This window comes from Paenibacillus sp. FSL M7-0420, assembly GCF_038002345.1.
Classification (GTDB): Bacteria; Bacillota; Bacilli; order Paenibacillales; family Paenibacillaceae; genus Paenibacillus_AQ.
On the sequence record NZ_JBBOCJ010000001.1, the window covers coordinates 4851181 to 4872871 of the forward strand.

Sequence of the window (21691 nt, forward strand, 5' to 3'; positions counted from 1 at the left end):
CAACATAAGGAAGCAGGAAACGGAGGTTTGTTTATGGAAGCTTTTCCGCTATTTACGGGGGACTATTTATTCGACTCCTGTTCGCCCGTACAAATGCTCCTGACTCAAAAAACGGTCACTTCCGTACGTCATCAGCACGACTTCGTAGAGCTGGCCTACGTGGTTCAAGGGACAGGCATTCATCTGGCTGGCGAAGATAAAATGCAGGTAATGCAGGGGGATGTGCTCGTGATTCCGCCGGGGGTGTCCCATGTCTTTCATCCGCAGGATCTGAGCGGCGCGGAGCCGCTGCTGATCCTGAGTTGTATGCTAAGGCCCGGGCTTGGCAGGATGCTCAGTCAGCTGCCGGGGCCCTTGTCCGAAGAGGTCCGCAGGCCGCTGCTGAAGCTTCTGGAGGTGCGGCAATGGTTCGGATACAGGGAGAAGAACAAGGAAATTCTCTTCCTGCTCGGGCGGCTGCAGGGGATGCTGAATTCTGGCCTGCTCATGGATGAGCAGCGGCTATACCCGCCGCTGCTGGAGCTGGCGAAGCTGATTATGCCCGCAGCAGACGTCCCCTTCACCAGGCGCCCGGAGCCTCAGTATGACCCGCTGCATGATGTCATCCTATATATGATCAGCAACTATAGTGAGCGGATCACGCTGAATGAGATGAGCGGGCACCTCTCGATGAGCTCCCGCCAGTTCCAGCGGCTGCTCAAGAATAAGACCGGCAGATCCTACATCCAGATCTTCCAGGAGATCCGGATGAAATACAGCTGCATCCTGCTCCTGTTCACGAAGCTTGGCGTGCAGTCCGTGGCCCTTAAGGTCGGCATTTACGACATGAAATATTTCTACCGGCTCTTCCGCGAATTCAGCGGCATGACTCCCGCTTCTTATCGCAACCGGCTGCACAGCCACTCCAGCTCGGCGAAGGAGATGATAAGCAGTGTTGAACATTGCTCCTGTTAAGAGTACCCCATACCCTAAGCTGCGCAGCTGCATTGATGATTGCATCCAGTCTGTAGCGCAGTGGCAGAGCCTGGACAGCAAAGGCATGTACGGCGATGCCTGGCAGATGTTCCTGGATGAGCCGCAAGCCCCGGATCAGCCGCTGATTGAGCGGATCCGTCTGCCCCGGATCAATACCGGCTATTTGTCCGCGTACCATGGCCTTACCTTCAGTTATATAGAACGCACTGAACCGGCAATGGATAGAAGCCACATGCTTGACCTGCTGGAGAATCAGCTGTCCTCCGGCATGCCGGTTCTGGTCGGCTTCGATTCCTATGACTGTCCCTGGTGTGTAGTATACCGCAGGCTGCATACGAACCACGCCTGTCTTGCCGTGGGTCTGGACAGGGAGAAGAGCCTGATCTATCTGACGGATGCCTACTATGGCAGGGATCTTGAAGCGATAGATTTCGGCATCCTTGAAGGGGCCTGTCATTTCTATGCTTTATTCGGGCGGTGTGAAGTCTCCCGTTCCTGCTCCGACTGGCAGACCATCCTTCAGGAGGTACTTACCAGCCAAGCCCCGCTGGTTCGTCCGGATCAGGTGGGCGTCCAGCTCAGAGCGTATGCCCAGGCCTATCTGGAGACCGGGATTAAGGCTGATAACTCAGCCGAAGCCAGTTCAGCCTTCAAAATCTATGCCAACGCCCTGCCAATCAGCCGGATCCGGTTCAGCCAATTCCTGCAGCTGCTGGAGCGCGAAGGCCCGGCGCCTGCTCTCTCCCGGGCAGCTGAAGGCTACCGTCAGGCAGGCGAGAAGTGGGATCTGATCAATCAGTTCATGATTAAGGGGATGTACTCGGGCAACAAACCCGCCGCACGGGTGAAGCTTCACAGGAATATGTGTGAGATCATCCGCTTAGAGGAGCAGCTTCTGGAGGAGCTGGTGGATTTGGCGATGACGACGCAGCCTAGCAGATAGATTATCGTGTGAACCCTTGGTGTGTGATTGGTTACACAAAGAAGCAGCGGCCCCCAACCGGGAGCCGCTGCTCTACTTGTGTCACACTATCCTGTTATTCTGCTACTTGCGAACCGAGAGGACGAACCGCTCCAGCGCGCTTATATCCGTAATGCTCTGATTGCAGCCCTGATTATCCATACATACGTACTGGCCCACGGAAGCAAAATTATCTGCTGCCGCCAGCTCCGGCTTGGTCTTGACGGTCAGGAAGGCAAGCTCCTGCTGCCGGTTGCAGAACAGGCAGTAGCCCTTCTTATGCACCGGCAGCATCCGGCCTTCCACACCAATGAACTGCCCTTCATGCGGATAGACGATGAACAGCTTGTTTGTGGCGATGTCCACCCAGGCCAGATACGTGACATAGCGGAAATCAAATGACTGCAGGTCAGGCAGCTTCATCTTTTTATTCTTGGGAAACAGCTTCTGAATCTGCTTCAGTGTAATCGGCGGAAACGGCTCCAGATAAGGCTCCAGCCCGCTGGTATACTGCTGGAAGTCCTCGGCCTTCTCGAAGGTGGAGATTGCCCGCAGCATCTGCTCCTGCCCCTCGGTCAGTGAGGCGAAAGCCCCCGTCACGTTGAGCTCGGCGCTGTATCTTACGGTCTCCAGGACACGGCGGTCCGCTACCGAACGCAGTGTTTTCAGCACAAAATCCGCTTGTTTCTTAATATAATTATATTGATGGTTTCTAATAAATGTTGGTTTCACAGCTCTTCAGCCCCTTATTATGATTGATTACAGCAATAAGGTGCAGAGCCTGCGATTAGAAACGATAATATCTGTTTGGGCGATCAAGATTGTCCTGCCGCACCCCACGCAAAGTATCGCCCCGGATCAGGCTCTGCATGAGGACTCCCTAGCTAATGAGCAATTCGTTGCCATCCGTGTAACCCCCTATCAACTAACCTGACAAAAGTATAGCAGGAAATTACGGACGGAACAATTCCAATAGTGTACACAGCAGAGTGCCTGAAGGGATGACGGCGGCATGGCGTAGCTATTTTATAGCAGGAGTGTATTAAAAGATTCCGCATCCAGCTCCAGCTTGTAATGCGTGCCGTCATTCGAGAGGGTAACCGTCCGCGATTCCTTGAACGGATTGGCAATGACGAGAACCCGTCTGCCCTCCGGCGTCTCGAAGGCGACTGCATTTCCGGTCCATTTGCCCTTGAGTCCGATTCTGCTGGAGCCGGGACCCACGAAATGGGCGAAATGCTTCATGACATAGAACTCGGGATTATGCACTGCCTGAACGCCGCCCGGGTCTACAGTAATCATAGAGTTCTGTTCCCATCCCCACGTACTGCGCCCCTTAGGCAGCAACACCATATTCCAGTAGATATACGCGTTCACGCCGTTAGTGAAATAATGCTGATACAGGTTGAATACATATTTGGCATAGAACCAGGTATTCTCCCCGTCCCCGCACTCATTCTCCGTCTGCATATAACGCAGTTCAGGATAGGCCTGTACCGTACGCTGGATGCCGTATTTACCTACCCACTGGTATCCGACTCCCTTCACATACTTATAAGCTTCAGGATCACTTAATACCGTATGGGCATAGGCATCGAAGCTGCTGTCCTTCTTCTTCATCCACTCATCCCAAGGCTCCGGCGCGTTGATCGTGCCCAGCCAGATCTCCGTACCCAGTCCATGCTGTTCAAAAGCCGGCCCCAGATAATCACGGATGAATTCACGGAGTTGTTCGCCCGTCCACACGCAGGAAGGGAATTTCTGATCGGCCACCACCTCGTTCTGCACATGCACCTGATGTATAGTAATCCCCTCTTCGGCATACGCCTGGACGAACTTCACGAAGTATAGCGCATAGGCCTCCAGAATATCCTTCTCCCAGCGCAAGGTGCCGTAATTGTAGGCGCGCGGGAATTTCATCCACGTGGGCGGACTCCAGGGGGAGGCGAATAATTTCAGCTCCGGGTTCAGCTTGAGAGCTTCGCGGATATAGGGGATCAGATACTTGCGGTCCCGCGCGATGGAGAAATGCTCCATGGCGTAATCGCCGTCGGTCTCATTCAGGCTGTACCATTCCAGGGCATAGTCGCTGGCCCCGATCGGCAGGCGGCAAATGCTGAACCGCTGATCCCCTTCCGGGTGAAACAGCGAATGCAGTACAGCGCTTCGGTCTTCATCCGCGAGGAGGTTCAGCGCCTCGAACCCCAGCTCATTGAAGCATCCGCCGAACCCTTCGATATTCTGATGCAATTGTCCGGTGAACGCCAGATCCACTGCTTCTGCAGTGGTGGCTTCCAGGGGATGGGATACCCAAGGCTCATTTTCTGTACTCGATATCCATACTTGTCCTGTAACGTCCACGCTTCTGCCTCCTAATGCTATTAGTTAACTAATAATCATAACGCCCCAAGCATCAAGCGTCAGTTCTTCATCCTGCGCCACCGCATTGCCGGACAACAGCTCCTGACCGGCCTCACGCGGATATTGGAAGCTGAGCGGCTGGGCTGAGTAGTTATAGTAGTAGCGGATGGTGCTTCCCTGGCGGTTCACACCGGACTTCACGATGAGCGGGAACGACAGCTGCTGGTCCGCTCCCCATAATCCGGCCGTTTGGAGCGTATCGCGCAGGATCTCCGCAAGTGCGGCAGGTCCGGTCATGCAGCCGATGTAGGTGGCTGTTCCTTCGCCGAAGGTATTTCTGGTGACCGCCGCATATTCGCCCCACTGGGGATGATCATAGCTGGCCAGCACCTCCGCTGAACCGGGAACAATCATCTCCATCCAGGTGCGGACGGTGTGAACGCCTGCTTCGGCTCCCTCAGGGAACAGCTTGCCGGTAAGTCCCGTAACCGCATTCGGTGTGGCAAAATGACTGTAAGCAATCCCGCAGGCCTCATGAATGATCCCGGGTTGTGCGGTATGACGAACCTTCACCTGTTCATCGGTGAACCCGCTCTTGAAGGAATAGACTACATGGCCGCCGCTGCGGACGTAGTCATTCAACTGCTGCAGCGCTTCATCGGAGACGGCGTATAACGCAGGAACCACGACCAGCTCATACTCGCTTAGGCGCGGGCTGCCCGGCTGGATGAAATCGCAGGCGATGTTCATTTTATATAATTCATCGTACATCCAGCGGACCACATCGTTGTAGTTGAGACCGCCGGGAAGCTTGAACCAGTCGATCGCCGACAGCGCCTCATTGCTGACCATAACAGCCACCTTACTGGTCTTCTTCAGTCCGATCAGCTGGTCGCTTAACCGCTTGAAGTCCGCGCCGATAGTCATAGCTTCCTTATATACCGGGTTAGGCAGGAAGTCATGGCTGAGCAGCCCCTTCCAGTAGGTCTCGAAGGAGTTATGAATCGAATGCCAATGCCAGTAAGCGACCATCGAAGCACCTGAGCCCAGATGGCTGAATGCCAGCTGCCGCAGCTGGCCGGGATACGGCGTCCACTCCGGGAACGCCTGTGCCTGCGTCTCCAGCACGAAGTAATTATCCTGCTTCAGCGAGCGGATCAGATCTCCCCCGAAGGCAATCTCGGCACCGGTCAGCTGGTCCTGGGAGGGATGATAAATATCTGTACCGGCAATGTCAAAAGGCTGCGAAGCCGCAAAATGATCCACCGAAGGCTGAACACCGAAGGAATGGCCCCGCCACTCGAAATCGAAGTTATGCGTGGTGAACTGCCCCGGCTGCTTATACTCATTCACAATTCCGACCTGCCACGCCAGGAACTCATTCACCAGCCCCCGCTGGAACCGGGCGAATTCCGCCCCCAGACTGCCGTTAATCGTCCCAACCATGGACGGGAAGTCCTCCCAGCTGTCGATCCGGTTACTCCAGTAATCCAGACCGAACTGGTGGTTGATGGCTTCGAGCGTTCCATAAGTCTCCCTCATGTATTTGACGAATCTAAGCTGGACGTTCGGCCCGACCGTCTCATAATGCTTGGTCTCATTATCGATCTGGTAGCCGATCACCGCCGGATGCTTATGTACCACAGCCATCAGCTTGCGGATGATACGCTCCGAGTAGAACAGATACGCCGGACTGGTGATATCCATAATCTGTCTGGCACCATATTTGCCTTCCCCGTTCACGGTGACCGCCAGCACCTCCGGGTGCTCCTTGACCATCCAGGCCGGAACCGCATAGGTAGGTGTTCCTACAATGACATGAATTCCGGCCTCATGCATCGCATCCAGCACTCTACGTACAGAGGAGAAGTCGAATACCCCGTTCTGCGGCTCATGTGTGCTCCAGGTGGATTCGGCAATCCGGACGGTATTAATGCCCGCATCCTTCATCATTTGGATGTCCTGCGCAAGACGGTCATAAGGCATGTATTCATCATAATAAGCAACGCCGTATAACAAGTGATCCATTATAGTCCTCCTGAAAGTTTTGATAGCATACGCTAAGAGTTTTGATAGCATTTTACACGATAAGTTTAGCCTTTTACCGCGCCCGCTGTCACGCCCTTGGTAATCTGTTCGTTGAAGATGGCATAGATAACAATGGCCGGGATCGATGTCAGCACCATGACCGCAAATTGTGAGCCGTAGTCTGAGGAATACTGGCCGGCGAAGTTCATGACCGAGAAGGGCAGCGTCTTCAGCGCATCCTTGCTGAGGAAGGTCGATGCCATAATGAATTCATTCCAGCAGTTCAGGAACGTTGTAACGATAACCGTCACCAGCGCAGGCGCGGTAAGCGGCGCGATGATCTGGAAGACAATCCGGTAAATGTTCGCGCCGTCTACTACCGCGGACTCTTCCATTGCTTTTGGAATGCTCCTCATGAAGCCGGTCAGGATGAAGGTCCCCAGCGGCACAGACACTGCGGTGTATGGCAGAATCAGCCCCAGATAGGAATTCGTCAAGCCCAGCGCCTTGAAGATGGCGAAGTTAGGCAGCAGGGTCGCATGAATCGGAATCATAATCCCCAGCAGGATAATGGTGAAGAAGACAGGGCGCAGCTTCCACTGCATACGGGTGAAGGCATAGCCGAGGGTAAGGGACAGAATCACCGTTAACAGAATAGTTACTGAGGTCACGAAGGCACTGTTAATGAAGTAGCGCAGGAATTTGCCGTCTACCCAGGCGTTAATGTAGTTCTGCCATTGGGGGTCACTCGGCCATTTCAGGACGCTGGAGGAGTAGAACTCATTGCTGCTGAGGAATGAGAAATCTACCAGCCAGATGAGCGGGAACAGCTGGACCAGGGCGACGATCAGGAAGAACACCCATAGTATGGTTTTTGTACTTTTTGTCATGGTGAGTCCTCCTTAGAATTCCGTCGCATCACTGCGGGTCAGTTTGTTGCTGAGATAGGTGGCAAGCAGGCAGACAATGATGAACAGAATCGAGATGGCGTTGGCATAACCATATTGGCTTGCCGAGAACGCCTTGTTATAGAGATACACGGCCAGGAATTGGGTGGAATCGCCGGGACCGCCGTTGGTGGTCAGGAACACCGTTTCCATCTGTTTCAAGGCGGTAATCATAGCCAAAGTAATCTGCACCGTAATAACCGGTGACAGCAGCGGAACGGTAATCCGCCAGTGCAATCGGAAGCCGGAGGCTCCGTCCAGTGAAGCGGCTTCATACATATCATCGGGAATGCCTTTGAGTCCTGCATAATAGAACAGCAATCCCCAGCCGAAGCCGGCCCAGATCAGGATGAACAGCATGGAGATCAGCGCGGTGCTGCTATCCCCCAGCCAAGCGTGCTTAAGGAAGCCGAGTCCCAGAGAATCCAGCATTTTGTTGAAGGCCCCGAAGGTCGGGTCCAGCAGGGACAGCCACATTTTCGAGATGACGACTACAGATATTACGCATGGGATGAAGAAAATCGTTCTAAACCACTTCTCTGCTTTCCCGCCCAGACGGTCCAGCATAATGGCAAAAAAGATGGCAATCGGATGTTGGATCAGGATAAAGCCCAAACCGAGCAACACGGCATTTCTAAGCGCCAGCCAGAACCGTGAATCGTGAAACAGCAGCTCTGTATAGTTGGCGAATCCGATGAATGCCGAGGGCGTTCCTGGAGACAAAGTGTCTCTGAACGAGTAATAGGCGCTGAGTACAATCGGTACAAGAAAGGTTAGGGCGAACAGGAGAATCCCCGGAAAGACGAACAGAAAGATTGCCATTTTGTTGTTGAATACTTTTTGCATGGAACTCCAACTCCATCCTTAAGATTAGAGAGGGGCAAGAATGCCTCCCGCCCCGTCTCCTTTCACTCTCTATAGTGGTGATCTGTTATTGTGTTTCCGCAGCCTTCTGAAGATCGGCCAGCAGCTGCTGCGGCGTTGATCCGCCGGCGAAGAACTTGCCGAAGGCATTCTGTGCATCATCCTTGAACTTAGGCGTGCCGGAGTCGAGGGCGATGGAGCCCGCTGTGCTTGTTGCACCGGTCAGAACCTCGGTCAATTGTTTCTGCAGCTCGCTCTCTTTGCCGGACAGCTCATACTTCTGTGCCGGTACAGCTGCTCCGGTATCCCACACAATCTTGGCCCATTGATCGGCGGACATCATATAGTCGAAGAACTTCTTGGCTTCTTCAGGATGCTTCGAGCTGCTGACCAGCGAGTATCCGCCGCCGTTCCAGGCCAGAAGATCGGTGTCCTTGCCTTTGCCGCCTTCGACAACCGGGAATTTCAGTACATTCACATTGTTGCGGAAGTCTTCCGGCAGCTTGTCATTCGTTGCCATCCCTGCTTCCCACGAGCCCATGTACCACATGGCTGCACGGCCCTGAGTGAACAGGTTCTGCGATGCGCCGTAATCTGCTGTCATGAACGATTCCTGGAACAGCTTGGTGTCTCTGGCCTGGGCCAGCAGCTCAGCAGCCTTCGTGAAGTTCTCATCGCCAGTGAAATTCTTCTTCTTCGCTACCGCATCCAGCATCAGGTTCTGATCGCCGGTGAGGCGTACGACAAGATCCTGGAAGAAGGCCGCGAAGCTCCACAGGTCCTTACCGTTCATCGACATCGGCTCAATGCCTTTGGCGCGGAACTGCTTGCCCGCTTCCAGCAGCTCGGCATAGGTGGAAGGAATCTTGATGCCGTTGTCATCGAACAGCTTTTTGTTATAATAGATCACTTCATAGTCACTGTTGCGGGGCAAGCCGTAGAGCTTGTCGTTAAAGGTGAATGATTTGTACACGCCCGGCAGGAATTTGTAAGTATCTCCTTCGTATTCCGCAGGGTTCAGCTCTTTCACATAGCCGGCTTGTACCAGCGTATTCAGCTCTGCTCCGCCGTGAACCATGGTCACATCCAGCGCTTCGTTGGAGGCCATGTACGCCTTCAGCTTGTTTTTGAACGGCTCCTCGGCGAGGGTTTCGATATCGATCTTGACATTGGGATTCGCTTTGATATAGTTGTCGATTACCATTTGCTCTGCCAGACCCTGGCCCGATTTACGGTCGGGAAGGTTCGAGAACAGACGCAGCGTTACTTCCTTGTCCGCAGAGCCGGCTGTGCCGCCGTTCGTACCGCTGCCTGCATTATTGTTCTTGTCATTGCCGCCTCCGCATGCGCTGAGCACCGAGACTGCCGCAAGGGCCGTAACCAGCAGTATATTACGTGTGGATTTTGAATTCATAGCCATGTCATTTCCCCCTAATTGTTATGGATCGTGGGTTGCCTTCTTTGTTTCTGAACACATCGTACCAGAGCACCAGAGCCAGGGTCAGTAGAGAAAAAGAGAGTAAAGTTGAAAATTGTCGACTTCAATCGTCAGCTCCCTTGTGTATACCCGGCATTACGCATAAGATAAAAAACAAAAAGGTTAGTGATCCTGTGCTGCGCTACTACTTGAATATGAACCTGCGATACAAGATAACCATACTGATCTTCCTGCTGATTACAGGGGTGGCCTGCACGCTGGGCGCTTACTCCTATAAGATCTCCAAGCAGCAGATTATCAATAAGGTGAGCAATTCCAACCAGAGTGTGCTCAAGCAGATTGACAGTAATCTCGCCCGTATGCAAAAGACGTTAGCCGACTGGGTCACCGTATTCAGCCTCGCTCCAGTCGTCCAGGACACTCTGAGGAGCAATACCCCGGATTCGGCGAAGATCGAGAACCAGCTCTATAACGGACCCACCGCGTCGATCATGAACCAGATGCTGGTGACCGGAAGCTTCGACTATCTGGCTCTGTATGGCAGCTTGTCCGAGCCGCTGTTTCAGGTCGCTACCGATGACAGCAGCGGTGCGTATAGTTTGAGCAAAATTACCTCAAATGATACTTATAAACAGACCGTTGCCTTAAACGGTGCCTCCTACTGGTTCCCGCTGACGGAAGAGAACAATGTATTCATTCAGAGCAACCGCAATGACAAGCTCGGCATGACCCGGATTATCCGCGATATTGTGAACGGGAACCGGATCGGCTTTGTATTCGTCGGCATTAATCTGGAGACCATCCGCCGAACCTATCTGACGAATCTGTATGACAAGGATCACGGCATCCTCATTCTGAGTGAACATGGCGCACAGCTGCTGTCGGCAGGCAAAGAGACCTACAGCCCCGAAGCCGTAGACTTCGTGATGAAGCAGGCCAAGGCCGGCATTCTGTCCGGCAACACCATCGTCAGCCTGGAGGGCAAGGATACGCTGCTGAATTACAACATCAACGAGGATGGCTGGATCACTCTGTACAGTGTTCCACTGCGTTCGCTGACCCAAGAGCTTAATTCCATCAAATCGGCAGTGCTCGTGATGGTATTAGCCAGCCTGGTGCTGAGTATTCCTCTGCTGATGTTCTTCTCCTCCTTCCTGACCGCGCCGATCAAGACGCTGCTGCTGTCCATGCGGCGCTTCCAGAACGGGCAGTTCGAGGAGAAGGTGGAGATCAAATATTGGGATGAGATCGGCCAGCTGAGCCGGGGCTACAATAATATGGTCGGCAACATCAAAGCGCTTGTGGACGATGCTTATCTGCTGAAGCTGAAGGAGCAGGAGGCAGAGCTGAAGGCACTGCAATCGCAGATCAACCCCCATTTTCTCTACAACATGCTCGACACGATCTTCTGGGAAGCGGAGGCGGCAGGACAGGACAAAATCAGCGAGATGGTGATCAACCTCTCCCGGCTCTTCCGGTTAAGTCTGAATCAGGGCAAGAGCTTCACCAGCGTAGCCAAGGAAAAAGAGCTGATCGAGCTGTATCTGTCGCTCCAGAAGATGCGGTTCCAGGAATCTCTGGAGTATGTGATCGACATTCCTGAGGAGCTGTACGCCTATGTCATCCTGAAGCTCAGCCTGCAGCCGTTCATTGAGAACGCGCTGATCCACGGCATTGAACGCAAGCGCGGCGGCGGACGGGTAAGCATCAGCGGACAGCGTACCGGAGATCAGCTGAGGTTCGTGATTGAGGATAACGGGGGCGGAATGAGCAGTGATACGCTGCAAAAGATTCTTGCCATGCCTGACGAGACAGATGTGTATACTGCCCGGGATGTCGGCGGCTATGCGGTGCAGAATGTACAGGCACGGCTGAAGCATTTTTATAAAGGTGACTATGCCTTGAACTATACCAGTGTCCCCGGAGAGGGAACTCGCGTGGAGATCGTAGTTCCGGTGATCGTAAATGACATGCAAGAATAAAAGAAGCCGGGGCGAATAAACAATACGAATACAGATCGGAGGGGATGTCCCTTGTATAATATGATTATTGTGGACGATGAGGAGCGGGCGCGGGTAGGCATAAGGACTCTGATTGACTGGCATTCGCACGGCATCCATATTGCAGGCGAAGCCAGAGACGGCCTGGAGGCACTTGAACTCCTGGATACCTATTCCGTCGATATCATGCTAACGGATATCCGGATGCCGCAAATGGACGGCCTGGAGTTAATCAAGGTTGTCTCGGAGAAATACCCCCGCGTCAAATCGGTCATTATGAGCGGATATGATGATTTCGCCTATGCCCAGCAAGCGATAAGATCCGGGGTCAGCAACTATCTGCTGAAGCCGAGCCGCCGTCAGGAGATTCTGAGTACGGTTCTGGCCATCACGGAGCAGATTCAATCCGAGAAGCTGGAGATTACCACGCTTGAGCATCTGCGGCAAGGCTTCCGGGAGAGTCTGCCCCTGCTGAAGGAGAAGACGTTAAGCCAGCTCATTCTCACTGAGAGTCCTGCGTATTCCCGGCTGCTGGCTAATCTGAAGATGAACCAGCTGGTTTTTCCCTATTTGCTGTACGGCATCATTCTGCTGCGGATCGACAATTTCCAGCTGCTGCATGAGAAGTATATGCATGAGGATACGGAGCTGTTGAAGTACGGGCTGAAGAATATTTGCGAGGAGTCGCTGCCGGAGGCTGTGCTATGCGTTGCCTTCGAGCACCAGGACGATATTGTGCTAATCCTTAATATGGACGAGCTGCCGGATCAGGAGGAATTAAGCGGTTATATCCGGATTATTCAGGAGAATATCGCCAGCTTCCTGAAATTCACCGTGTCCGCCGGGATCGGAAGTATCGACAAGAATATCGGGCATCTGCGCCATTCGTTCGTGGAGGCCTGCCAGGCCTTGAATACAACCAACTACACCGGCATCGCTAAAATCGTGGAGTACAGCGGAGAATTCGATGCCGAGTCCTCTCAATCCTCCTATCCCCTGCATGAGGAGCAGGAGGTGCTGAAGGCGGTACGCGGCGGTTCCCCCGCAGACATCGCCGATAAGCTGACGCTGTTCAACGTAGCCCTGCAGCCCGAGACGGTGTCCAGGGACCAGGTGATCAAATCGAGCTTCGCCCTGTTCTTCGCCCTGTATAAATTATGTATCGAGAACAATGTCAATGTAAATAAAGTCTTTGGGCAGAATCTGACCGAGCTGATCCATGTCCTGTCCCGCTCCAGTCTGGATAATCTGTTCCAGTCTCTGCTGGAGACGGCCCAGCGGGTCAGTGAGCATCTGACGTCCAAGAAGAACAGCAACAAGCTGCTCGAAGCGGCCAAGAGCTATATCGGCGAGCACTTCATGAAGGATATCAACCGCGAGATCGTCGCCAGGGAGATCTATATTACCCCGGGATATTTAAGCCTGCTGTTCAAGCAGCAGCTTAAGATCAGCTTCATCGATTATCTGCATAAGGTCCGCATCGAGCATGCCTGCCAGCTATTCAAAGATCCCGGAATGCGGATTGAGGATATCGCTCTGCAGTCCGGGTACAACGACACGAAATACTTCTACCAGGTATTCAAAAAGTATAAAGGGCTCACGCCCAATCAGTTCCGCAGCAATACGGAATAATGGATATTGTTCATACTGCCCGCCCTGCTCCCTGCACCGGATGCTTCATATGCGTGCAGGGGCTTGTGGCCGCACCCGGTCCAATTGTGTTCGGTTTTTAACATACATTTTGGTCCACTCGCCGCATCCAGGCCAATTGTAATCGGTTTTTCGATTACATTTGGTCCATGCGCTGCATCCAGGCCAATTGTGATTGGTTTTTCGATTACATTTGCCCCACCCGCCGCATCCAGGCCAATTGTGATCGGTTTTTAACATACATTTTGGTCCACGAGCCTCGAAAGGCCAGCAGCCTCTCCAAAGGAGAAGCTGCTGGCCTGCTTGTGTAGGTGGCACTAAAGAGCCGATGTTGAGTTATTGACCGAAATTGCTGTACTATGACCAAATTGCTGTACTATGACCAAAATGCTGTGTTTTCGCACCATATTTCTGCTCATTGCACCGGAATGCTGAGCTCTGTCCCGCCGGAGGTTAGCACCGTAATCCGCTCTCCGGCAAGCTTGATCTGGAGCAGGTCTTCAGGAGTCTGTTCCAGCATCAGGCCGAGTTCCTTTGCCCCGTCTGTCAGCGGCGCAGATGAAGGGTCGCCGTACACAGCAGAAGCCAGCCAATGAACTCCAGGCTCCAGCGATGCCGTCAGGGTAGGCAGCACGGTCCGTGGATGAAGCAGGTTCGTGTTGGCATTCGGCGAGATTAGCTGAGCCTTGGTATAACCCATCAGCCCCTTGATGGCGCTTGTGCCCCATGGGGTCGCTGCCGCCGCCTCCAGTTCGTCCAGCTGCTGCACAAGCTCCGTCTCTTGTCCCAGCGCGAAGCCTCCCTCGGCAACGTCCAGCGCCCGGCCCGTCTCGATCCGGTGAATCCGGATATGCCACGGCAGACCCGCTACCACCCATGTACGTACCTCAACATCAGCCCAAGGCTTCCAGACGGACCGCAGGACGTTGTCTGTGATCTCTGATTCCAGATTCCGCCGCCGAACGCGGTACAGATTGTCCCCGCCTTCACTTAGCGCCAGCATGGAGTCATAGGCACCCTGCGACAATCCCCATTCTGAGCGGGGAACGCTGAACCCGAAGCCTGTGGAATAGACGAATTTCTCGTATTTGGCCGAGGTATGGGTATGCTCATTGGTGGACAGATGCCCGCTGTTGAAGGCGGCTACATGACCGGAAGCCGGTTCGCGGACCAGAACCAGATGCGGCGGATGCTGCACCGTCACAGCCGGAAGCTCCGGCAGCGGCAGCTCCGGTTCTCTCCAGAACGGATGCTCCGCGCCGAGGGCAAGCGGCAGGAAGGTCTTCAGCGCCCAGTAAGGCGAGCCGGGCGCATTATAATTCTCCGCCATGACCAGATTCGGATACGTGTATCCGATGGTCAGCACACCGGCTGCATCGAAGATAGGCTGGCGGAACCACCAGCGCAGGTTGCGCAGGACGATGCCTTTGACCACACCGGCAGAGAAGCCCTCCACCTCTGCATACGCCAAGGCGTTCCAGAAGGCAGACTGGGCGAACCGGTACGCCAGACTGCGGCCATAGGGAAGCGCAGCGCCATCCGGGGCGAACCAGCCTATGAATTCAGCGGCGAACAGCCGGGCGCGTTCTTTGAACAGACGGGAACGCTCCGGGTCTTCCCGTTCCATCAGCTTCGCATACAGCAGCGAATAGTAATGGATGGCGAAGGGCCCATAATAATCGCAGTGTCCGCCAACACCGTCACTGTACCAGCCTTCACCCAGATAAAAGGCATCCATCCGCTCCAGATTCCGCTCCAGTTGAATCGCATCATAGGGGCGTCCTATCGTACGGAAGCCGACATTCACCAGCACGTTGAAGAACAGCCAGTTGCAGTCATAGCAGGGACGGGAATTGATCTGATTCAGCCAGTTGTATAGATGCTCCTGTTCCTGCTTGTCAAGCGGCAACCAGATATGCTCCGGCACTGCCGCCAGCGCGAAGCCGAAGGCGGCCATCTCCACCAGCCGCTGGTCGTAGTCCTGCACCTCGCCCCAATACTCCTCATGGGCGGGATCGGTGCCGTGCCGGATGCCGTCCAGCACAGTGGCCCATAGCTCACTGTTCCCGCCTCCGGCGAGCAGTGGAATTAGTCCCCAGAGCACCCGGGAGAAGCCCTCCATTCCGGCGGTGGCTGACGGATAGCTCGCTCCCGTAATCCCGATCTCAAGTCTTGCGCTGCCTCTGCTATAGAGCGGCCGAAGCGGCTCTGTCAGCTGCTCAAGGGCAGCCAGCAGGTCGTCCCGGGTCTTCAGCGGATTGCTCTGAATCCCCAGCTTGCCCGTCGCCGGATCGCCTGTCCCCAGATTTCCAACCACCGGAGTCCTCTTATCGTTCGTCATGATCATACTCCTCCTACTCCCAATAGAACGGGCCTGCTCCCTTAATCCGGGCCAGTGCCTCGACATAGAAGAAATCCCCGTAGATCAGCGGCACATCGATGTTCCGGTCCTCAGGAAAGTTACTGGTACCGTGAAGCAGCAGCCCCTGTTCGGCGGGATTGTCCCAAGTTCCATAATTGCGGTAGAGAGATTCCGTGATTCTAAGCGCCCCGTTCCGGTAGACTTGAGCCTCTGATTCTTCCACCAGCCCGGCCAGCAGCAGCAGACCGCTTGCCGCACAGGAACCGGCCGAAGAATCGCGAATCTCGCCAACATCGCCGGGAGCGCGGAAATCCCAATGCGGCACCTGATCCTCCGGCAGCCGGGTCAGGAAGAAATGCGCAACCTGCTTGGACGCATGCAGGTAGCTAAGCTTGCCCGTATGGTGATAGGCCAGCGCCAGCCCGTATAGTGCCCAAGCCGCGCCGCGCGACCAGGCCGATTCCGGCGCATAGCCCTGTCCGCCCAGCTTCTCTGCCACTTCGCCCGTCTCCGGGTTGAAGTTGACAATATGATAGACGGAGCCGTCCGGCCGGATGAAATGCTCCAGCACCGTATCCATATGTGCCTCCGCGATATGCCGGTAACGCGGGTCTCCCGTGACTTCGGAGGCCCAGAACAACAGGCTGGTGTTCATGCTACAGTCAATGATGGCGACCCCGCTGTTGTCCTCGCCTTCTCTCCAGGGATTCCAGGCCCGGATGTAGCGGCCCTTCAGGTTGAAGCGGGCGGCCAGATAGTTGGCGGCCTTCAGCCCGCGAACCCGTGATTCTTCCCTGCCCGTCAGCTTGTAATTGGCAACACTGGTCAGCAGCCACATGAAGCCCAGGTCATGGTCCAGCTTCACATAGCCGTCCAGCACCTCATCCAGCCGCTCCTCGCAGCGCTCGGCTACCGCTTTCAGGCTCTCATCGCCGCTCCCTGCGTAGAGCTGCCAGAGCATGCCCGGCCAGAAGCCGGCAGTCCACCAGCTCGGCACTTCCAGTACATACTTGCCGCCTTGGCTGGCATGCGGGAACTCCGCCCCGATGCTGATACTGTTCGTTCTCGTCTTCTCCAGCGCCTTACTCCAAGCCTCATCTACCCATGTCTGATCTATGGTTCTGCTCATCTGAATCCCGCCTTTATCTGAATGGTATACGCCTGCCGTCATCTACAGAAATTCAAAAGTAAACAACAATACGCCTTCCGCCCCGGGCTGGAGAACCTGAAAGTCCAGACTATGCCACACCTTGTCCTGGCCATAGTGATCCTGGTACACATGTGCGGTAATCTCCGGCCGGACGATCTGCGGATTATAGGTTACCTCAACGCCGTTCCCCTCAGCAGCTCCCGGCAGCCTTACGCTCCCCGGTTCCCGCACCTCCGGTCTGCGCCACGTTACGAACCGTTCCGTCCAGCTTGCCGGAGCTCCGTCATAGCGGTAAGTGTCCGTCAGCTCCAGACGGGGCAGCTCCTCCTTGTGCCAGACCAGCGAACGGACCAGGGATTGCAGTCCGGCTACCGGGTACGCCCGGGCCAGCTCCAGCATCAGCTCATCCTTCGCCTCCGCTGCCGATGCATACAGCACCGTTGCCTGGAACTCCCGTCCTGCCCCCTGGTACTGGCCGTCAATAATCGGCACACTGTGGCCCTGCGACCCGTTACAGTCATAGCCGTAACGGCCGGCACCGAAATAGTCCGCCGTGTACTCACCGCTGCCCAGATCGGCCGCGAAGATCTCCCCCCGGCCGCTCAGAATGAATTGGCCCAGGTCATTATGATTATGCGGCTCGTCGTTATGGCCGCCCTTGGCCGCGAAGCCGAAGGCGCCGGCAGCGGAGATATGCCGTGCTACCAGCCAGGCTGCATCGGGCAGATAGCTGCTGCCTGCCTCCCACGACTCCTTCTCCTCTCCGGCTCTTGTCCAGATCAGATTGCGCAGCGCCGGGGCGAAGCGGCTGCAATGATCCTCTGTGAACGGGGCGCGCAGCGCAGAAGGCGGGCGCAGGACATCCGGATAGACGTCCGCCAGATAATGGGAGAGTCCCATATGCACCCGCACCCGGGGCACGGAATCGGAGAAATTAGCGACATAGCTGCCGTCTATGAAGCATTGCTGCTGGAAGCGGGCGATCTGTGCCACCTTCTCCTGCTTGAACCAGTCCAGCGTGCCTCCGCTTCTTGCACGGAGCAGATCGCTGTAATAAGTGAAATAGCCGAACCCGTAATTCCAGTAGCCCAGCCCTTCCTGGCAGGCCCCGTCTGCCCCGAAGCCCTGCAAATAATAATTCATGCTGCTCTCTGTCTTCAGCAGAATCTCCGCCAGCATGTCCTTGTCCTTCACAAGCAGCAGTGCAGCCGCCCCGACAGAGCCTGCGCAGACCGCCGCCCAATTGTGAGTCGAAGTCTCCCAGAAATAAGGGCCATGCGCAAGGAATGGCCGGAAGATTCTATTCTCCACCTCACTGCGTATCCGGGAGCGGAGCAGCAGCGGGAGTCGCTCTCCGAGCAGCAGCAGACATTCGCTTAAGGTAAAGCCTGTCTCGGAGGAGAACAGATCGATATGGCGGTTGATCTCAGCAGCCTCATGCTTCTCAGGAAGATGAGCGGGAACACACCATGTGTACTCATCGCAGATCGCCCATAGAATATCTGTAAGCTGCTCCAGAGCTGCTGCGTTCTCCGGCTCCAGCAGACTAAGGAACACATACGTATTCAGTCTTCTTCTCCGTTCAAAATAAGGCCGCTCATACTCCAGTCTCGACCCCGTCTGCCGGAAAAGGGTAAACAAACGATACGTCAGCAGCGGTATAGGCTGCCCTTCCAGCCTCCGTGCCTCTGCACGAATCTCACTGATACTGGCCTGCAAAAATTTAGAAGATGCCGCCTCTCTCCAAAAAGCAGCCGAATCTCCTTGCGGATAATATAAGCTGAGATCTGCCGGCTTCATGTTCTCTACGATTGCCTTAAGTTCCTGTATGTTCATGCCCAAGCTCCCTCTCCTGTTCGCTGTGTCTGCATCCCTTATTCCAAAGCATGGTCCCGCATCACATTCTCGCCGTCTGCGATTCTCCGGGCCGTCCATTTCATGTCCTCTCCCGACCAGAAGGGGTCAGCCGGAGGCAGCCCCAGCGGCAGGAAAACAGCAGCACACAGATACAGACTGCCCGTATTAATGTAGCTCTCGGCCAGCTCCGGCTGATAGCCGTAGATCCCCGGCTGCAGCCAGCCGTTCTCATCCAGCGTGCCCGGGTATTGCATAATCCGGCTAATGACAGCGGTCAAGGCGCAGCGCACCTGGGCCGGGGGCAGCGAATCTTCCAGGAGATGCTGGAGCGCCGCCTGCGACAGCAGCTGAAATGCCCCGAACCGGTAAACGATAGAACGCCCAAGGAACGGATACGTTCCGTCCGGGGCGATGCTGCGCTCCAGCACGGAGGCATATCTCTGCGCCCGCTGCAGGACCAAGGGTCTAAGCCGGGCATACTCCTCATTCTCCTGTTCGAAAAGGGTAACCACATCCAACAGCATCGGCTGAATCACGAAGCTGTTGTAGTAATCCCAGTGGAAGTCCTTCCCGTCGCCGTAGACTCCGTCACCCTTGTACCAATCCATGAACATGTGGACCGCATAACCCACCCGCATCCGGTCATACTCCGGGTCGCCCAGCAGGTATAAGGCTGCTTCCACCATCGCACTGAACAGCAGCCAGTTGCTGCCGCTGGGGGCGGTCCGCCGCGTCTGCTTGAGCGCCGCAATCAGATTGCTTTTGACCCGTGTGTCCAGCCGGGCTGTAACCGCTTTCGGTGCCCGCACCAGAGCATGGGCCAGAAATGCCGCATCGACCAGCGGCTGGCCTTCAGTCTTGAATTCCATATAGTCAGGCGACTGCGGATCGACCGCCGCAGCAATTGCTTCCAGCATCAGCCCGGCATAACGGGCCCTCAGCTGCTCTTCTTCACCCTCAAGCCCCTGAAGCTCCAGCCAGGGAGCCATTCCGCAAGCCAGCCTTGCAAAAGCTTCCAGATGCGCAAACTGGCTGCGCCCGCTATGAAACTCCGCAGGTAACTGTTCTTTCAGTTTCCGCGCGGAGAGCGCCTCCAGGACCGGCGTTCCAATCCGCAGCATCGTATCCAGCCAGTATTTACGCTGTTCTATCCCACTCATCCCTAGTTCCACCCTCTCAGGTATTCTTCTTCTCTAGTGTATTGTGGTATTATTGCAATGTCTTTGCGAATAGTGATGAAATATTGCGTATATTGTGATCAACATGAAAGGGGCTGTGACAATGAAGCATGCCCGGTATTATGAAACGTTCGACGGCGATATTCTGGCCGGTATCGGCAATTCTCCGATCTCTCCGACGAGGGATTTCCATATCCATGACCACTATGAAATCTTCCTGTTCCTCGGCGGCAGCGTGAACGGCTTCGTAGACCAGTACAGCTATCCGCTGGAGCGCGGCGACGTCCTGTTATTCAATAATCATGAGATTCATAAAATCATCAACCGGTCCCCCGAGCCTTATAAGCGGCTGACCATTCATTTCAAAGCCCCATTGGTCTACCCGTTCTGTACGGCGACCACGAATCTGCTGGCCTGCTTCCAGAACCGCCAGCCCGGGGAGAATAACCTGGCGCGGATGGAGGAGCCGCTGCTCTCAGAGTATACCGCCCTCTCCTCCCGGCTGATTGCAGCTCTGGAGCGCAAGCAGTACGGCAGCGAGGTGCTGGCCCTGACGTATCTGATTCAGCTTCTGGTGCTGGTCAACGAGCTGTACAGCCGCTCCCGTGCTGCCGTGCCCAGCACCATCTCTTCCCATATTCAATCTGCCATGAGCTATATCGACAACCACCTGCACCTGAATCTGTCGCTGGATCACATCGCCGGGGAGCTGGGCCTGGATAAATACTATCTCAGCCATCTGTTCAAGCAGCAGACCGGAGGCACCATCTACCGTTATGTCCTGCTCAAAAAGATCGCGTTATCCAAGCAGCTTCTGTCCGCCGGCAACTCCGTGTCCGATACCTGCTACCTGTCCGGCTTCAATGATTATGCCAATTTCATCCGCACCTTCAAGAACATTACGGGCATCCCACCGGGAAAATACGGCAAATAAAGACGGCAGCGCCTATCCGCAGCGCTGCCGTAAAATGAACGATATAACTCGAAGCTTCGTCGTCACTGCGGTGAACATTTGGACTTCCGGCCGCTGCCCAATTTAGATTCCTTGATTAGAACCGCTCTTCGCGGTAGAAATCCAAATACAAAGGCGGTCGCTACCGCTCCTTCAGTTCCAAATTTCCCCTCCGCTTCTTTTTGCTTTTTGTTAGTAACCCCGCTCCCCTCCCCTATACTCCGTAGGACTTACGCCCGTATAGTCCTTGAACACCTTGGAGAAATAATGCTGGTCGCCGAAGGACAGCAGCTCCGACAGCTCCTTCACCTTCAGCTCCGGCCTCAGCGCAATCAGCCGGCAGGCTTCGGCTATCTTCAGCCGCATGCTGTAATGCACGAAGGTCTGGTGCGAATAGCGCTTGAAGATCCGGCTGACATAGGAAGGGCTCACGTGGAACTTAAGCGCGGCCTCGGTAATGGAGAGCGGAGCGTAGAGCTGCTCCTGTACATATTGCTCCAGCTGCCGGAACAGCTCCTCACTGCTCTTAGGCCGCTGCTGCCCGGCAGAGATCGCTCCCTCCGGCAAACCTATTCTGCTGCCCTCCTGCTCCTGCAGATGGGCGACCAGCCGCTGCATCACTTCGGCAAGCTGCTGCCGCTCCACCGGCTTCAGCAGATAATCGAATACCTGCAGATTCAGCGCTTTGCGCGTATACTCGAAGTCGCTGTACCCGCTGATCAGCACCGCCTTGAGCGCCGGATTCACCTGCCTGCACTGCCCGATCAGCGCAAGCCCGTCCAGCTTGGGCATGCGGATATCGGTCAGCAGGATATCCACCGGGTTAGCCTTGATGTATTCCATGGCATCCAGCCCGTTCGAGGCGGTGGCGGATATACGGACAGGCAGCTCCATAGACTGCAAAAGAGCCTCGATATTCCGCAGAATCGGCTTGCTGTCCTCTGCAATGATAGCGGTATACATAGCGG

The 21691-nt window shown here is 55.1% G+C and carries 16 protein-coding genes; 5 read left to right on the forward strand and 11 right to left on the reverse strand.

What is annotated here, in order from left to right; all coding sequences use genetic code 11:
• Positions 1-33: 33 nt before the first annotated feature.
• Positions 34-954 carry an AraC family transcriptional regulator gene (locus MKX51_RS20890; RefSeq protein ID WP_340993685.1) on the forward strand — a complete coding sequence of 307 codons (921 nt, stop codon included), beginning with the start codon at positions 34-36 and terminating at the stop codon, positions 952-954.
• Positions 932-1918 carry a hypothetical protein gene (locus tag MKX51_RS20895; protein WP_340993686.1) on the forward strand — a complete coding sequence of 329 codons (987 nt, stop codon included), beginning with the start codon at positions 932-934 and terminating at the stop codon, positions 1916-1918. The genes MKX51_RS20890 and MKX51_RS20895 overlap by 23 nt, the downstream gene beginning before the upstream one ends.
• A gap of 102 nt (positions 1919-2020) precedes the next feature.
• Here MKX51_RS20895 and MKX51_RS20900 read toward each other — a convergent pair whose 3' ends face one another.
• From MKX51_RS20900 to MKX51_RS20925, 6 genes are all read right to left on the reverse strand, one after another.
• Positions 2021-2668 (reverse strand): FusB/FusC family EF-G-binding protein, encoded by a 648-nt coding sequence (locus MKX51_RS20900; protein ID WP_340993687.1) that lies wholly within the window; start codon positions 2666-2668, stop codon positions 2021-2023.
• 294 nt (positions 2669-2962) lie between these two features.
• Positions 2963-4234: a glycoside hydrolase family 30 protein gene (locus tag MKX51_RS20905; RefSeq protein WP_340995667.1), complete on the reverse strand. Its 1272-nt coding sequence runs from the start codon at positions 4232-4234 to the stop codon at positions 2963-2965.
• A gap of 87 nt (positions 4235-4321) precedes the next feature.
• Complete coding sequence (locus tag MKX51_RS20910; protein ID WP_340993688.1) at positions 4322-6325, reverse strand: beta-galactosidase; 2004 nt, start codon at positions 6323-6325, stop codon at positions 4322-4324.
• Between the two features lie 65 nt (positions 6326-6390).
• Positions 6391-7215 (reverse strand): carbohydrate ABC transporter permease, encoded by an 825-nt coding sequence (locus MKX51_RS20915; RefSeq protein WP_340939289.1) that lies wholly within the window; start codon positions 7213-7215, stop codon positions 6391-6393.
• A gap of 12 nt (positions 7216-7227) precedes the next feature.
• The gene (locus MKX51_RS20920) at positions 7228-8118 is read right to left on the reverse strand and encodes a carbohydrate ABC transporter permease (RefSeq protein WP_340939286.1); all 891 of its coding nucleotides are present in this window, start codon (positions 8116-8118) and stop codon (positions 7228-7230) included.
• 85 nt (positions 8119-8203) lie between these two features.
• Positions 8204-9556 carry an ABC transporter substrate-binding protein gene (locus tag MKX51_RS20925; RefSeq protein ID WP_340939284.1) on the reverse strand — a complete coding sequence of 451 codons (1353 nt, stop codon included), beginning with the start codon at positions 9554-9556 and terminating at the stop codon, positions 8204-8206.
• Between the two features lie 191 nt (positions 9557-9747).
• Between MKX51_RS20925 and MKX51_RS20930 the strand changes: the two genes are divergently transcribed.
• Together MKX51_RS20930 and MKX51_RS20935 are read left to right on the forward strand one after the other, a co-directional pair.
• Positions 9748-11556, forward strand: coding sequence for a sensor histidine kinase (locus tag MKX51_RS20930; protein WP_340993689.1), 1809 nt, complete (start codon positions 9748-9750; stop codon positions 11554-11556).
• 60 nt (positions 11557-11616) lie between these two features.
• Positions 11617-13206, forward strand: a complete 1590-nt coding sequence (locus MKX51_RS20935; protein ID WP_340944469.1) for a response regulator — start codon at positions 11617-11619, stop codon at positions 13204-13206.
• Positions 13207-13639: 433 nt separating this feature from the next.
• Here the strand turns inward: MKX51_RS20935 and MKX51_RS20940 are convergent, their stop codons facing one another.
• From MKX51_RS20940 to MKX51_RS20955, 4 genes are read right to left on the reverse strand one after another with little or no spacing between them, the layout of a single operon-like run.
• A complete protein-coding gene (locus MKX51_RS20940; protein WP_340993690.1) occupies positions 13640-15565 on the reverse strand; it encodes a DUF2264 domain-containing protein in 1926 nt (641 codons plus the stop codon).
• 13 nt (positions 15566-15578) lie between these two features.
• Positions 15579-16715, reverse strand: coding sequence for a glycoside hydrolase family 88 protein (locus MKX51_RS20945; protein WP_340993691.1), 1137 nt, complete (start codon positions 16713-16715; stop codon positions 15579-15581).
• Between the two features lie 42 nt (positions 16716-16757).
• Positions 16758-18572 (reverse strand): hypothetical protein, encoded by a 1815-nt coding sequence (locus MKX51_RS20950; RefSeq protein WP_340993692.1) that lies wholly within the window; start codon positions 18570-18572, stop codon positions 16758-16760.
• A 38-nt stretch (positions 18573-18610) separates the two neighbouring features.
• A complete protein-coding gene (locus MKX51_RS20955; protein ID WP_340993694.1) occupies positions 18611-19753 on the reverse strand; it encodes a DUF2264 domain-containing protein in 1143 nt (380 codons plus the stop codon).
• A gap of 121 nt (positions 19754-19874) precedes the next feature.
• Between MKX51_RS20955 and MKX51_RS20960 the strand changes: the two genes are divergently transcribed.
• Positions 19875-20705 carry a helix-turn-helix domain-containing protein gene (locus MKX51_RS20960; RefSeq protein ID WP_340993695.1) on the forward strand — a complete coding sequence of 277 codons (831 nt, stop codon included), beginning with the start codon at positions 19875-19877 and terminating at the stop codon, positions 20703-20705.
• Between the two features lie 210 nt (positions 20706-20915).
• On the opposite strand, the gene MKX51_RS20965 is transcribed toward MKX51_RS20960, so the two are convergent.
• Positions 20916-21686 (reverse strand): response regulator transcription factor, encoded by a 771-nt coding sequence (locus MKX51_RS20965; protein ID WP_340993696.1) that lies wholly within the window; start codon positions 21684-21686, stop codon positions 20916-20918.
• Positions 21687-21691 lie beyond the last annotated feature (5 nt).

What these genes read in the sequence shown, in the direction of transcription:
- MKX51_RS20890 (WP_340993685.1), top strand. Translation starts at nt 34, where the DNA reads ATGGAAGCTTTTCCGCTATTTACGGGGGACTATTTATTCGACTCCTGT.
- MKX51_RS20910 (WP_340993688.1), bottom strand. Translation starts at nt 6,325, where the DNA reads ATGGATCACTTGTTATACGGCGTTGCTTATTATGATGAATACATGCCT.
- MKX51_RS20915 (WP_340939289.1), bottom strand. Translation starts at nt 7,215, where the DNA reads ATGACAAAAAGTACAAAAACCATACTATGGGTGTTCTTCCTGATCGTC.
- MKX51_RS20920 (WP_340939286.1), bottom strand. Translation starts at nt 8,118, where the DNA reads ATGCAAAAAGTATTCAACAACAAAATGGCAATCTTTCTGTTCGTCTTT.
- MKX51_RS20925 (WP_340939284.1), bottom strand. Translation starts at nt 9,556, where the DNA reads ATGGCTATGAATTCAAAATCCACACGTAATATACTGCTGGTTACGGCC.
- MKX51_RS20935 (WP_340944469.1), top strand. Translation starts at nt 11,617, where the DNA reads ATGATTATTGTGGACGATGAGGAGCGGGCGCGGGTAGGCATAAGGACT.
- MKX51_RS20940 (WP_340993690.1), bottom strand. Translation starts at nt 15,565, where the DNA reads ATGACGAACGATAAGAGGACTCCGGTGGTTGGAAATCTGGGGACAGGC.
- MKX51_RS20945 (WP_340993691.1), bottom strand. Translation starts at nt 16,715, where the DNA reads ATGAGCAGAACCATAGATCAGACATGGGTAGATGAGGCTTGGAGTAAG.
- MKX51_RS20950 (WP_340993692.1), bottom strand. Translation starts at nt 18,572, where the DNA reads ATGAACATACAGGAACTTAAGGCAATCGTAGAGAACATGAAGCCGGCA.
- MKX51_RS20955 (WP_340993694.1), bottom strand. Translation starts at nt 19,753, where the DNA reads ATGAGTGGGATAGAACAGCGTAAATACTGGCTGGATACGATGCTGCGG.
- MKX51_RS20960 (WP_340993695.1), top strand. Translation starts at nt 19,875, where the DNA reads ATGAAGCATGCCCGGTATTATGAAACGTTCGACGGCGATATTCTGGCC.
- MKX51_RS20965 (WP_340993696.1), bottom strand. Translation starts at nt 21,686, where the DNA reads ATGTATACCGCTATCATTGCAGAGGACAGCAAGCCGATTCTGCGGAAT.